Source organism: Acidovorax sp. (genome assembly GCF_046294525.1).
In the GTDB taxonomy this organism is placed as follows: domain Bacteria; phylum Pseudomonadota; class Gammaproteobacteria; order Burkholderiales; family Burkholderiaceae_C; genus Acidovorax.
Map to the genome: position 1 here is coordinate 1 of NZ_JBKBKQ010000030.1, position 14,482 is coordinate 14,482.

Sequence of the window (14,482 nt, forward strand, 5' to 3'; positions counted from 1 at the left end):
GCACTCGTCGTTGCCGTGCTCGCCGGGTGTACAACCCGGCTGCGCCCGGCGCCTAGATTGCGGCCTTGCCAGACCCTCACGCACCGCCGATTACTCGGGCTCAGTGGACTAGAGTCTGCGCGGCAGAAGGCATCGAAGCGAAACGCGCGAAAACCGAGGGTCGCGTGGTGCTACCGACTAGCCCAGGGTGGGGCCCTGGGCGCAGGAAGTATTACCGCGCGAGGCCGGTTTGTCGTGCGTTGCAGCCGATGCCCCTTCTGCCGCACAGACTCGTGATACGCAGCGGGCGGCGGTTTGGATGTGGCGGAGCAGATGCCCTACTTTGCCAGTGGGCCTTTTGGAGGCGCATGAATCTGCGAATCCGGCAGCGCCGTATTGCAGATGTCGCCACCACAGCGGCAACGAGGCAAACCGTGCGGACCGTGTAGTGCGTTCCGCGCATCTTCCCCACTGAAACCAAGGACTCCACCATGACATCCATCATCACGCCGCGCCCCTCTGCAGCCCCCGCATCACGCCGCTCGTTCATTGCCACGTCGGGCTCGCTGTCCGCAGTGGCGGTGGCCCTGCTGGCTGGCAAGGACGCACTTGCGCAGGGCATGGCTGCCGATACCTCAAAGGACGTACAGATACTCAATGTGGCACTCGGGCTGGAGCACGAAGCCATCAACGCCTACCAGCTGGGGGCTGGCAGCGGCCTGCTGCAAAAGCCGGTGCTGGACGTGGCCCTCGCCTTCCAGGGCCACCACAAGGCGCACCGCGATGCGCTGATCGCGACCATCCAGAAGCTCGGCGGCATGCCGGTGCTGGAAAAAAAGATGGACGAATACGCCGCTGCACTGAACGCAAGCACTCTGAAAAGCCAGGCCGATGTACTGACCCTGGCCGCCCGCCTGGAACTGGGCGCCACCAATGCCTACCTGGGCGTGATCCCGGCTTTCGGCAACAAGGACCTGGCCAAGGTGGCCGCACGACTGGCGGCGGACGAGACCATGCACTACACCGTGCTCACCCAGGCGCTGGGCCGCCCGCTGCCCGCAGGCGCGCTCTCCTTCGGTGCGTGAGCGGATGGTGCGCAGCCTTTGGCGGCCGGCGCCGCACCGCTGGGCCAAGGCAGCCATCGCGGTGGCAGCGGTTCTTGGCGTGGCAACGCCGGCGGCCCGCGCGCAGTCAGCGCTTGCAACACCCGCCGCGCCTGCTGCCGCATGGAGCGCGTCCGCCGAGCGCGGCATGAACGTCTATGCCGCGCGTTGCAGCGGCTGCCACAGCGAAGACGCGCACCGCGTGGGGCCTCTGCACCGAGGGGTTGTGGGCCGGCGCGCTGGGGCCCTGGCCGATTTCGACTACTCGCCCGCGCTGCGCGACAGCAAGCTGCTGTGGACAAGGGCCACGCTCGCCGCCTGGCTGGCCGACCCCGAGGCGCTGATTCCCGGGCAGGGCATGGACTACCAGCTCGAAGATGCGCGTGAGCGCGAGGACGTGGTGGCCTACCTCGCCACGCTCAAGCGGCCCGTGGCCCCTGCCCGCGGCCGGTAGCTACCGGGCATGGCCCGCAGCGCCTGCGCAAGGGCTCAGAAGCTGAGAGTTTTTTGGCCGGGCCCCGAAAGGCGCGCCAAAACGCTTCGGAGGAGGCGCAAAGCACCGCCATAGCTCGGGCTATGGCGAGCATTTGCAACGATGCGCCGGAGCGTTTTGGCGTGCAGGGCGGGCCGGGACAAGAGACTCTCAGCCTCTCAGTGCCCCGTGGGGTACGTCCCCGGCAGCAGGATGCTCCGGTCCACCGTGTTGATGTTGGTGTGGCCGCAAAACGCCATGGTGATGTCCAGCTCCTTCTGGATGATCTGCAGCGCGCGGGTCACACCGGCCTCGCCAAAAGCGCCCAGGCCGTACAGGAAGCTGCGACCGATCAGCGTGCCTTGTGCACCCAGCGCGCGGGCCTTGAGCACGTCCTGCCCGCTGCGGATGCCGCCGTCCATCCACACCTCGATGCCGCCTCCGGCGGTGCGTACGGCTTCGGCAATGCCGGGCAGCGCGGCGATGGAGGACGGCGCGCCGTCCAGCTGGCGGCCACCGTGGTTGCTGACGATGAGCGCGTCGGCGCCGCTGTTGATGGCCAAGCGCGCGTCCTCGGCGTCCATGATGCCCTTCAGGATCAGCTTGCCGCCCCAGCGTTTTTTGATCCACTCCACATCGCCCCAGTTGAGCTGCGGATCGAACTGCTCGGCCGTCCACGACGACAGCGACGACAAGTCGCCCACGCCCTTGGCATGGCCCACAATGTTGCCGAAGCTGCGGCGCTTGGTGCCCAGCATGCCCAGGCACCAGCGCGGCTTGGTGGCCAGGTTGATGAGGTTGGCGATGGTGGGCTTGGGCGGGGCAGAGAGGCCGTTCTTGATGTCCTTGTGGCGCTGGCCCAGGATCTGGAGATCGAGCGTGAGCTGCAGCGCCGAGCAGTTGGCGGCCTTGGCGCGATCGATCAGGCGGTTGATGAAGTCGCGGTCGCGCATCACATAGACCTGAAACCAGAACGGGTGGCGGCCGGTGTGTTCGGCCACGTCTTCGATGGAGCAGATGCTCATGGTGGACAGCGTGAATGGGATGCCAAACGCCTTGGCTGCCTTGGCGCCCAGGATTTCACCGTCGGCGTGCTGCATGCCGGTGAGTCCCGTGGGCGCAATGGCCACGGGCATGGCCACGTCCTGGCCGACCATGGTGGTGCGGGTGCTGCGGCCTTCCATGTTGACGGCCACGCGCTGGCGCAGCTTGATGCGCTGGAAGTCGCTTTCGTTGGCGCGGTAGGTGCCTTCGGTGTACGAGCCGGAGTCGGCGTAGTCATAGAACATGCGCGGCACGCGGCGCTGGGCAATCAGGCGCAGGTCTTCGATGCAGGTGATTTTGGACAGGTCGGGCACGCGCGGGCTCCAGGCTTGTTGAGGGGCAGAGTGGCCTCAGTGACGCATGGACACGGAGGACATAAAAGACGACAGCGCCGCATGGTAGGTGCTGGCGCGGACGCGGGCCATCAAAATTATTTTGCGGGGGTGCAACAAATTTCCAGCGGGGGTGAGTCGGGGAGGAATGTGGGGGTGACATGCTGACGGCATAGACCCCTCTCCCAAGCCCTTTCCCTCAAGGGGGCCAGCGAGCGACAGCGGCCAACTTTTAAGATAAATTGGGCTTTAGCGCTTATCCAGAAAGCGCTGCAAGCTATCGATTTAAGAGCAGAATCCACTGCGGATCAGGATGCTGACGGGGGCGTTGGCGCGGCAGGCAGCACGGCTTCGGGCTCGGTGTCGGGGCCTCGGTAGAGCATGAAGCGCATGCGCCCGTCGCGCTTGGCGGCGTACATGGCGCTATCGGCGTGGCGCGAAAGGGCGTCCAGCGTGTCGCCATGCTGCGGGTACAGCGCGATGCCGCCGCTCAGGCCGACGGTGACGATGTGGCCGGCCAGGTCAAAGGGCGCCTCGGATGCGGCCAGGATCTTGCGCGCCACGCGGCATGCGGCCTCGGCGCCGTCCAGGCCGGGCAGCAGGACCACAAACTCGTCGCCGCCCTGGCGGCACACGGTGTCGGACGCGCGCACTGCGGCCTTCAGGCGCTGGGCAAACTGCACCAGCAACATGTCGCCCACGCCGTGGCCCAGGCTGTCGTTCACGGCCTTGAAGCCGTCCAGGTCCAGGTACATCACGGCCAGCAGTTTGCCGTCGCGCCGCGCCTGCGAGATGGCCTGCTGGGCGCGGTCCTGCAGCAGCACGCGGTTGGGCAGGTCGGTCAGCGCGTCGAACTGCGCGAGGTGCGCCATGCGCTCTGCCATGGCCACCGACTCCGTCACGTCGCGCAGCACGGCCACGCCGCCGGTCACGGTGCCGTGGCGGTCGGTGATGGGGCTGGCGGTTTCGTCCACCTGAAAGCGCTGCCCGCTGCTGCGGTGCACGACCATGCCGCGCAGCCCGTCCACGGCGCGGCCTTGGTCCATGGCGGCGCGCAACGCGCTGGCCAGGGGCTGGTCGTTGTCGGGGCTGCGCAGGCGCACCACGGTGTCCACATTCTGTCCCGCGGCATCAAAGGCCTGCCAGCCCGTCAGGCGCTCGGCCACGGGGTTGAGGTAGGTGATGTTGCCCTGCGCGTCGGTGCACACCACAGCGTCGCCGATGGCCTGCAGGGTCAGCCGCACGCGCTCTTTCTCGTCGAACAGCTCGTCCTCCATGCGCTTTCGCTCGGAGATGTCGGTGGCCTGTACAAAGATGCCGCGCACCACGCCTCCTTCGGTGTCGGGCCGGTAGGAGACGATCACGTGGCGCTGCACCCCGCGCATGTCCACCAGGGTGGACTCGAACAGCTGGGGTTCGCCCTGCAGGGCGCGCTCCAGGTGGGGCTTGTTGTCGGCATAGGCCGCAGGCGACAGCATGTTGGAGACGTGCATGCCGCGCAGGCGGTCGGGTGGCAGGCCAAACCATTCCTCATGCGCCTGGTTGGCAAAGCGGTTGCGCAGCTGGGCGTCCCAGTAGGCGATCATGGACGGCATGTTGTTGAGGATGGTGCGCACATCGTGCTCGGCCTCGCGCAGACGGGCCGACACCTGCTGGCGCAGCGCCAGCTCGCGCACAAATAGCGTCGCCAGGCCCAGGCAGGCCCCCATCAGCAGCACGGTGAACACCCCCAGTACCCAGGCGTTCACCATCCACTGGCCCAGGATGGTGCGGGTGGACTGGGCGACGTTCAGGATCAGCGGATAGCGGCCCACGGGGCGGAAGGAGTGCAGGCGCTCCACCCCGTCCAGCGCGGCCGTGCCCACAAAGGTGCCGGTGCCCTCGGCCTGAAAGCGCATGAAGTTGGGCGTGCCGCCGATGGTTTTGCCCACGTCGGCATCGCCGTACGGAAAGCGCGAGATCACCACGCCATCGTTGCGGAACAGATTGATGCCGCTGTTCGCCCCCAGGTCCAGCGCACCAAAAAGTTCGTTGAAATAGCTCAAGCGGATCGCGCCCACCACCACACCGGCAAACCGCCCGTCGGCATGGTAGTAAGCCCGGGACAGCGGAAGGATGTTGAGGCCCGTGACCCGCGACGGCACGGGCTTGCCCACAAACAAGCCTTGGTGCCCGCCGGACTGAAACGCCAGGAAGTAGTCCCGGTCGGAGAGGTTGACCCGCCGCGGCTCGGGTGCGCCAGAGTCCAGCACCACGTTGCCGCGCGCGTCCAGCACCAGCACATCGCCTGCGCCGCGCGAGCGCAGCGAGTTGTCGAACACCACGCGTGCGCGCAGGCCCGGAGGCAGGGCCCACACCTCGGGGCGGCTGACTTCGAGGGCCACGCCAGCCAGCGACTTGTCGAACGAATCCAGCGCCCAGCCCAGGCCCTGCTCCAGGGTCTGCACCAGGTTGGTATTGGTCTGGACGGCGTAGTTCCACTCGTCTTTGCGGATGGTCCAGATGGTGCGTGCAAACAGAGCGCCAATGCCCAGGGACACCAGCAAAGCCAGCCAGATGAGGCGGTGGGAGAAAAACTGGCGCAGAAATGGCATAGAAATAATTTGTAACCATTCTACGGGGCTGCTGTGGTGCGGCCCGGCGCCGGATGGAGGGTCTTCGCAGCCTATTTCCGGGCTTTGTCCGCGTCAATGCGCGGCTGCCCGGGGTGCCGGGCCCACGGCGCCCGCGCCGCGCACTTCGATGCGCACCTCATCGAGCACCTGGCCGCGCGCGTCGGTGATCTGCACCACATGGCGGCCCGGCCAGGGCAGCCACGCGACGCGCGGGCCGCGGCCCAGGGGCTTGCCGTCCATGCGCCAGTGCACGGTATCGCCGCCCGTGGCGGCGAAATGCAGGCGCTGGCGCGCGGGCGGAATGTCCGGATCCAGCGCCACGATGGTGCCGGAGGCGGGTGCGGTGATGCGTGGCGGCACGGCCGGTGGCGCAGGAGCGTTACTTGCCTGGGATCGACCCCGGTGGGGCAATTTTTTAGTGTCATTTTGGCCACCAGCGCTTTCTGGGTAAGCGCTGAAAGCTACTGAATCAATAGCAAACAGTGCCTGCTGTGTGCCCGCCACAAACCATTCGCTCCGGGCGGCCTCCAGCGGCTGGCGGTGGTCGCGCCAGCCCGGCGCGCCGGCAGGCCCCGGGCCAAAGCGCACGGCGGTCTGCTGCAGGCCCGCGGGCGGCCGGGGCGCCCGGCTGGGCTCGCGCGCGTGCAAAAAGCCCGTCACGGCCGACCAGATGGGCGCCGCCCCGCTGGTGCCGCTCACGTCGTGCATGGCGGCGCCGCTGGCGTTGCCGATCCACACGCCCACGGTGTAGCGCTCGGACCAGCCCACGGCCCAGTTGTCGCGCATGTCCTTGCTGGTGCCGGTCTTCACGGCCGACCAGAAGCGTGTGGCCAGCACGCTGTCGGTGCCAAAGGTGCGGGCGCGCGCGTTGCCGTCCGACAGGATATCGCCCACGATGTAGGCCGCCCCGGCGTCCAGACCCTGCGAGAAGCGCGGCGGCGCCGCCCCGTCTGCCGCCAGTGCCACGGGGCTGTGCCGCCCGCCGTTGGCGAGCGTTCGGTAGGCATTGGTCAGGTGGAACAGCGGCACCTCGGGGCTGCCCAGCGCCAGGCTGAAGCCGAAGTAGTCGCCGCTTTCGCGCAGCGGCAGGCCCATGCGCCCGAGCTGGCGGTGAAACGCGTCGGGCGTGACCATGACCAGCGTGCGCACCGCCGGCACGTTGAGCGATGCCGCCAGCGCCGTGCGCACCGACACCCAGCCCTTGAACTGCCGGTCGTAGTTCTGCGGGATGTACAGGCCGCTGGCCGTGGTGATCTGCGCGGGCGAATCCTCCACCAGCGACGCGGGGGTGAGGCGGCGCTCGGAAATCGCCTGCCCGTACAGGAACGGCTTGAGCGTGGAGCCGGGCTGGCGCAGCGCGAGCACACCGTCCACCTCGCTGGCCTGGCTGAGCGCGCCGGACGAGCCCACCCAGGCCAGCACCTGGCCCGTGGCGTTGTCCAGCACCAGCACCGCGCCGTCTTCCACATTGCGCCCGCGCAGCTCGCGCAGGTGCTGCTGCAGGGTTTGCACCGCAAACCGCTGCAGCGGCGCGCGCAGGGTGGTGGGCACGCGCTCGGGCACCGCGGCGTCTTTGCCGAACCGCTGGCGCAGCAGGTAGCGCGCAAAGTGCGGCGCCACGCCTTCGCTGGCGTCAAACGCGCGGCGCTGCAGCGCGGCGGTGGTGAACAGGTCGAGCGCCTCGCAATCCACGGCCGGGCGGGGTGCGGCGACGGCTGCCGCCCTGCCCTGGCGCGGCGCGCGGGGTGCGGCAGGGGCATCTGCCGCCGCCATCTCGCGCAGCACGCCGCAGGCCCGCTGGGCCACCAGCGCAGGGCGGGCATTGGGCGCGCGCACCAGCGCGGCGGCCACCGCCGCCTCGCGGTCGTCCAGCCCATGCGCGGCCTTGCCAAACAGCGTGCGGGAGAGGGCATCAATGCCCACCAGCTCGCTGCGAAACGGCACGAGGTTAAGGTAGGCCTCCAGGATCTGGTCTTTGCGCCAGCGCCGGTCCAGCACCTGGGCGGCCACGGTCTGCCCCAGCTTTTGCACCACGGTGCGCCCGCCCGGGCCCTGGCGCCAGTCGCCGTCCAGCAAACCCGCCAGTTGCATGGTGATGGTGCTGGCGCCGCGCGTGCGCTGGTTCCACAGGTTGCCCCAGGCAGCGGCCGATGCGGCGCGCCAGTCCACGCCGCTGTGCTCGTAAAAGCGCTTGTCCTCGCTCAGCACCAGGGCCGTGCGCAGCGCGGGCGACACATCGACCAGCGGCACCCACTGCCCGCGCCGCACGGTGGCGTCGGTGCGCAGGCGCTGCAGCAGCTCGCCCTCGCGCGAGAGGATTTGCGTGTCGGACGGGCGAAAATCCCGGCGTACTTCATCAAAAGCAGGGATGGCGCTTGCTGGTAAAGCGCAAGCAGCTATCAAAACAGGAGCTATCCATTGCCTCAGGTGGCCCGCTGCGCGGTGACTACGGGCCACTGCGGTGCTCCTGGTCAAACCGTTTTTCCGCCTCGCTCAGGTGGCGCACCAGCACGTGCGATGTCAGGTTGACCCCGATGCCGCCAAACACCACCGGCACGATGTACAGCGCCAGCGAAATCTCGGAGATGAACAGCGCGTCATCGGCCAGCGAGGGCGTGCCCTTGGCCACCGATGCCAGGCTCTGCAAAAGGTACACATCCACGCCGGAGATGAGCACCAGTGCAATGCCCAGCCCCAGCACTGCCATGCGCGAGATGGCCCGCACGCGCAGCAACAGCACGTAGATACCCACCGGCAGCACTGCCGAGAACACGACCAGCAGCCAGAACCTCAGCTCCACAAAGACGCTGAGGCTGGTGGCGGGGGACGCGAGCGGCGAGGCCATGGGCAGGGTCCGGCGTGGCAGGCAGGTCAACGCGTGGGTTCCACTTTGACCCGCGCGTTCGGCGCCTCGCCAAACATCTCGGGCGCATACAGGGCTTCCACACGGCTGGGGGGCAAGGCAAAGTCGCCCACGTTGTTCAGCCGCACGGTGTATTCCATGGTCACGGTGCCCTTGGGCAGGTATTCGTAGTAGCTGCGGAAAGACTCGAAGCTGCGCTCCTCGAACGCCGGCCAGCCCGCGCCGCTGCGCCGTTCGCCCTGCGTGGCAATGGCCGAGTCACGGCCCAGGCCGCTGCCCAGAATGGTGGCGCCGCCCGGGATGGGGTCGGTGATGGCCACCCAGGTCATGTCGGCGCTGGCGTTCACCTCCAGCTTCACGCGCAGCACGTCACCCCGGGTGTACTGGCCTGCGGGCAGCGACTTGTTGGCCTGCTCCACGGGCGTCACGGTCTTGGTGATCGTGTAGCCCGCCGAGAACGGCGCCTTGAGCTGCACGGCCGCCACCGATTGCAGCGTGAGCCAGGGCTTGCCCGGGCCCTGGTGGGCCACGGCCAGGGTCTCCTTGCCGCCCGCCTTGCCCCACACCAGGAACATGTCGTTGCCGCGCAGCATGCCGGGCGCTGCGGGGGCGCCAAACCAGGTGGTCTGGTGCGCGGCGCCGCTGGCATCGCTGGTCTTCACGCGCTCGACCTTGCTCCAGTCAACGCTGGCGGTGTTGCCGCCCATGCCCGCCTTGGTGGTACCCGAGACGGGCGTGGCCTCAAACCTGGCGCTGAATTTTTCCAGCGCCAGCCCGCCCCACAGGTTGGCCGTGGTGGTGTGCCAGGCGCCCGCCTGCTGGCGGCTGATGAAGCCGTTGGCCAGGCGGCCCATGTCGTCCTTCCAGGCCGGGTCGTCCATCACGGCGAGCATCAGGCGCGCGGTGTTCACGTCGCCGTTTTGCATCAGCCACCACCAGTAGTCGTCCTGTTCGGTGCTGAAGATGAGCTTGGTGCCCTGGAACGACAGGCGTGCGCGCAGCACCTGCATGGCCTCGGCCAGGCGCTGGTCGCGCTGCGGCACGTCGGCCACGCGCTTGAGCACGTTGACCCAGTCGATCACCGTGTGCGTGGGCCACTGGTTGGGCGCGATGGTGATGCTGCTGACCATGCGGCCCTGGGCCTTGCCGTAGCGCGACAGCGCTTCGAGCGCGGCCACCTTGCGCATGTCCAGGTCCTTGCGCGGGCTCCAGAAGCTGCGCTGGATGCGGCCTTCCACAAAGGCGATCAGGCCCCGCTCCATGGGCGCGCGCAGGTCGTCGGGCAGTGCGAACGCGGGGTTCAGGCTCGCAGCTTCATGGGTTGCCGCGAGCAGGTAGGCCGTGAGCGTGTCGCTGCCGCGGTTGCCATCGCCGTCGCGTGGCGGGAAGTAGTTGGCCAGGCCGTCGCTGTCGAGGTAGGTGGGCAGCTGCGCCACCACGGTCTGCCACAGCGCGCCGTCGCGCAGGCCCACGGCCTTGCTGGTCTTTTGCTCCAGGCACACGAACGGGTAGCGTGCCCACCAGTCGCGCACGCCGGGCAAGCCTTCGGCCAGCTTGGGCTGCAGCGACATCTTGAGGCCGCCCCGGCCCGGGATGGCATCGGCAGGCGGGTTCACGTCCAGGTGGAAGCTGCCATCCACCTGCACCAGCGTGGCCTGCTGCACCGTGAGCGGCACGGCCGGGATCAGCTTCTGGCTGGCCTTGAGCGCATCGCGCGCGCCGCTGACGGTGTCCTTCGCTTCGATTTCCCACAGGATGGCCTGGGCGCGCGTCTGCCCGAGCTGGGCGGGGGCGGTGACAGTCCAGGCCACTTCGCGCGCCTCTTCAGGCGGGATGTCCACGGTTTGGGGTTTCAGGTCCAGCAGCGTGGCGCGCGGCGCCACCTCGACCTTCATCGCGGCCTTGGTGGTGTTGCGCAGCGTGATCTGGGCACGGAACTGGTCGTCCTCGCGAACCAGGGGTGGCAGGCCGCTGATGATCTGCAGGTCCTGCGTGGCACGGATTTGGGTAGCGCCGGTGCCGAACAGGCCCGTGGCGGCATCGGCCACGGCCACGATCTTGAAGGTGGTGAGGGCGTCATTCAGCGGCACGGTCACCTTGGCCTGGCCGTTGGCATCGAGCTTGATCGCCGGCTCCCACAGCAAAAGCGTGTCCAGCAGTTCACGCGTCTGCGCCTTGCCGCCACCACCGCCTGCGGGCACGGCCTTCTTGCCGTAGTGGCGGCGGCCGATGATCTCCATCTGGGCCGTGGAGGTCTCCACGCCCCAGCTGCGCCGCTGCAGCATGGCTTCGAGCAGGTTCCAGCTGGTGTTGGGCATCAGCTCCAGCAGCGCCTGGTCCACGGCGGCCAGGGCCACCTCGGCATGCGCAGCGGGCTTGCCGCCCGGCAGCGTGGCGGTGATGGTGACCTGCGCCTTGCCGCGCACGGCATAGCTTTCCTTGTCGGCCTGCACTTTCACATCGATCTGGTGGGCCTGCGTGCCCACGCGGATCTCGGCCACGCCCAGGCGGAAGGCGGGCTTGGACAAATCGACCAGCGCGGTGGGCGCCTTGTATTCCTTGCCCTCGTACCAGAAGGATGTCCACCACTCGCGCGGCGACTTAAAGCCCCAGGTGAAGAAGCTGTACCACGGCACCTCGCGCAGACGGCCGCGCAGAGCCAGCACGCTCACGTACACATTGGGGCCCCAGTCGGGCTGCACCTTCAGGCTCACCGTGGGGTCCTGCCCGTTGAGTTGCACAACCTGGGTGTCGATGATGCCCTCGCGCTCCACGGCCACCAGCGCGGTGGCAAAGCGGAACGGCATGCGCACCTGGAACTTGGCCACCTCGCCAGGCTGGTAGCTTTTCTTCTCGGCCAGCAGGTCGATGCGGTCGTGGTCTTCGCCGCCAAACCACAGCTCGCCCTGGCGCGTCACCCACACCGACGACGCGGCCACGCTGGTGTTGCCGTCCTTGTCGGTGGCCGTGACCACCAGTTCCACCTCGCCGGGTTCGTCGAGCTTGGATTCGCACAGCAGCAGGCCGCGCGCATCGCTTCTTCCGCTGCACAGCGTGCCCAGGTCCTTGGTCTCGGTTTGGTTGTCGTAGCTGTAGAAGCCGCCCACCATTCGCTTGCGCGTGCTGGTGGTGATGCGGGCGATGGCCTGCACCTGCAACGAGGTGTCGGCCGCCGGCGTGCCGTTGTGCTGCAAGGCCAGTGCCTGGAAGCGAATCTTCTGACGGGCCGACACCCAGCCTTCGGTCTTGATGCCCGCCACCACGCCCGCAGGCCACAGTGCTTGCGTGCTGCGGATCGTCTGCACCTCGCCGTTGGGGTCGGCGTAGGTGGCTTCCAGCACCAGCTCCTGCGGCTGGCGTGTCTGGGGCACGTTCTCGATGGTGACCTTGCCCGCGCCATTGCGGTCCAGCGTCAGCGGCAGCTTGTCGGCGATCACGCGCGCGTCCTGGCTGGCCGTGGCTTCTTCTTCGTCGCTGCTGGCGTTGCTCTGCTCGCGCTTGCGCGGCGGGTTGAAGCTGAAGGTTTCGTAGTCGTCGTACTGCAGGTACTTGCCGCGCACCAGGGCCGACACGCGTACCGGCAGGTTGACGGCAGCGCCGCCCGCCACATAGTTGACCTGCACATCGGTGGGCACGGAACGCACGCGCACCAGCGCCTTCTTGTCCGCTGGCGTGATGCGCCCTTCCAGCACAGGCAGGCGGAACTCCTCCACGCGGAATTCGCCCGAGCTGAAGCTGCGGCCGCGCTCGGTTTCGCTGCGCAGCTCTACCTGGTACACGCCCAGTTTGGCTGCGGGCGGTATGGCGAAGGTGCTCTGCGCGCTCTGGCCGCCGGTGGCGGTGCCGCGCCAGGCCAGCGGCTGTGTGAACTGCTGGCCGCTGCCCACGTGGGTGATGACAAGCGTCTCGGGCACGGCCTGCGGCAACGCAAAGCCCTGGCGAGTCTGTGCGCGCACCAGGTGCTTCATCGACACGGTCTCACCCGCGCGGAACAGGGTGCGGTCAAAGATGGTGTGGGCACGCTCGTCGGGCCGCGGGTCGCTGCTGGTGGGCACGTTGAAGCGCCAGGGCTCGATGCCGCGCTGCCAGTCGCTCCAGGTGAAGGCCAAGTCTTCCACGCCATCGGCACCTTTGTGCCGCGCGCTCACAAAGTAGGCCGTGCCGCCTTCGCCCCAGTAGCCATCTTCTGTGCAGCGGGTGGGGTCGGATGACAGCCCTTCGATGCGGGCCACACCGTTGGCATCGGTGGTGGCGTTGGCCAGTTCATTGCCCTTGCAGTCGCTCACGCGCACGGTGGCGCCCTGCACGGGCTGGCCCTTGTCCAGCGTGGTCACCCAGGCCATGGCGTTCTCGCGGCCCAGCTTGAAGTGCACGCCAAGGTTGGTGACCAGGGCCGAGGTACGCACGTACATCGTGCGGTTGTCTCCCAGACGCTCGTCCAGCAGCGATGCGCCAAGCTTTTGCGATGCGATCTCCACCACATGGAAGCCGGGTGTGAGCGGGATGCCCACCACCTCGAAGGGCCGCACGTCGTTGCTGGCGGGCTTGGGCAGGTCCAGCGTCTTCACGCCGCTCTTGCCGGCCAGCAGCGACAGGGTGCGCGACTGCACCTGCTCGCGCTCGTCGTCGATCACGCGGGGCAGCGGGCCGGTCACGTCCTGGCGGGCCTGCTTGCGGCTGACGGTGTAGTTGTCGTAGCGCTGCACCTTTTTGAACCAGGCAATGATGTCGGCGTCGGTACGGGGCTTGAGCGTGCTGACCTTGCCGGCTGGCGCAGCGGCCGTACCGGTGGCGCCCGCCTGCAGGCCCTGGACCTTGAGCGCCGCTTCCACATTGCGCAGCGTGACGGGCAGCAGCGCGGGCGGCTTGTCGGCGGCGGGGCCTTCGGCAAACCGCTCGACGATGCCGAAGGGCGCGGCCGCGAACTTGGCCAGCGGCGGCGTGCCGCCCGTGGTCACCTTCAGCGGAAAGTTGTCGGCGTTGCGCAGGCTGCGCCCGGCGGAATCCTTGAAATCCTTGGGCAGCTCGATGGTGAAGGCGGTGTTCTCAGCCAGCCCGGGGCCAAACTGCACGCTGGTCACCAGCGCGTCGGGGTCCACCTTGCGGCCGGGGGTGTCGCCGTCCAGGCGGGGCTTCAGCGTCTCCTTGGCGGACTTCAAGCGTATGCCCTCGGCCAGCTTGCGCGGCACCGGGGCGTTGAACGACAGCGTCATCGGCAGGATGGGCCAGCAGGCGGCCTGGGCGTTCTCGCGCTCGCAGCTGAACTCGGCCGCAAACGGCTCGCGCACGGTGTAGTCGTACCGCCGCTCCACGGTGTTGGCCACGCCGCTGGGGGTCGCCACGCCCCGCCCATACACAAACTGCATGCGCGACCCCGAGGTGAGCCGGCGGTTGCACGCCACGGTGACGATCTGCAGCGGGTCCTGCGCGGCCCGCTTGTCCAGGCCCAGGGCCTTGAGCACGTCGGTGCGCTGCGTGCCATCGATCATCCGCACGGGGATGCGCTCGCCCACGCCGTCGGCCGTGCACCACACATTGGCTTGCACGCTGGCCAGTGTGGCCGGGCCGTTGAGCTGCAGCACAAAAAACTGCTCTTCGTCGATCAACTGGTAGGTGCCGGGGCGGATGTTCTGCACAAAAGGCCCGCCGCTATTGAATTGATAGCTTTTGGCGCCCGTCAGCTCTGCGCCAGCGGCTGATTTGAACCCCGGTTTGACGGTGGCGGTGCATCGCACGCCGGGCGGCAGGTCGCGTTCAAAGTCGAACACCCACTCCCGCTCGCCCGTCCAACGGCCCGTGCCTTTGGTGGCGTCCGCATCGCTGCAGCTCAGGCTGATGGGCGCAGGCGCCTTGGGGTCGCCGAAGTTGACGGCCGCGCTGTCGAACTTGGCCACCACCTGCCGCACACGCGCCACCTCGCCCTGCGGCGAGAAACTGCTGATCTGCAAGGCCTGTGCGCCCATCGCCAGCAGCGAAAGGCCGGCAGCCCCTATCCATTGTTGTGCTTTCACGGGGAACCCTCCGAACGAACCGGCAAGCGTAACAAAGCCGCATGAAACCGGCGAGCGTGTTGC

At 68.1% G+C, this 14,482-nt stretch carries 7 protein-coding genes; 2 read left to right on the forward strand and 5 right to left on the reverse strand.

Translation table 11 applies throughout. The annotated features are described in order from the left end of the window. Positions 1–470: 470 nt before the first annotated feature. Positions 471–1,064: a ferritin-like domain-containing protein gene (locus tag ACK4HJ_RS19950; protein ID WP_409834802.1), complete on the forward strand. Its 594-nt coding sequence runs from the start codon at positions 471–473 to the stop codon at positions 1,062–1,064. 4 nt (positions 1,065–1,068) lie between these two features. After that, positions 1,069–1,536: a c-type cytochrome gene (locus tag ACK4HJ_RS19955; protein WP_409834804.1), complete on the forward strand. Its 468-nt coding sequence runs from the start codon at positions 1,069–1,071 to the stop codon at positions 1,534–1,536. A 197-nt stretch (positions 1,537–1,733) separates the two neighbouring features. On the opposite strand, the gene ACK4HJ_RS19960 is transcribed toward ACK4HJ_RS19955, so the two are convergent. The 5 genes from ACK4HJ_RS19960 to ACK4HJ_RS19980 all read right to left on the reverse strand — a co-directional run bounded on the left by ACK4HJ_RS19960 (position 1,734) and on the right by ACK4HJ_RS19980 (position 14,371). Beyond that, complete coding sequence (locus ACK4HJ_RS19960; RefSeq protein ID WP_409834805.1) at positions 1,734–2,912, reverse strand: L-lactate dehydrogenase; 1,179 nt, start codon at positions 2,910–2,912, stop codon at positions 1,734–1,736. Between the two features lie 326 nt (positions 2,913–3,238). Then, positions 3,239–5,524, reverse strand: coding sequence for a diguanylate cyclase domain-containing protein (locus tag ACK4HJ_RS19965; RefSeq protein WP_409834807.1), 2,286 nt, complete (start codon positions 5,522–5,524; stop codon positions 3,239–3,241). A gap of 93 nt (positions 5,525–5,617) precedes the next feature. Beyond that, positions 5,618–7,972 carry a penicillin-binding protein 1C gene (gene pbpC / locus ACK4HJ_RS19970; protein ID WP_409834864.1) on the reverse strand — a complete coding sequence of 785 codons (2,355 nt, stop codon included), beginning with the start codon at positions 7,970–7,972 and terminating at the stop codon, positions 5,618–5,620. A 19-nt stretch (positions 7,973–7,991) separates the two neighbouring features. Then, positions 7,992–8,390 carry a hypothetical protein gene (locus tag ACK4HJ_RS19975; protein WP_409834809.1) on the reverse strand — a complete coding sequence of 133 codons (399 nt, stop codon included), beginning with the start codon at positions 8,388–8,390 and terminating at the stop codon, positions 7,992–7,994. A gap of 26 nt (positions 8,391–8,416) precedes the next feature. Next, the gene (locus ACK4HJ_RS19980) at positions 8,417–14,371 is read right to left on the reverse strand and encodes an MG2 domain-containing protein (RefSeq protein ID WP_409834866.1); all 5,955 of its coding nucleotides are present in this window, start codon (positions 14,369–14,371) and stop codon (positions 8,417–8,419) included. Positions 14,372–14,482 lie beyond the last annotated feature (111 nt).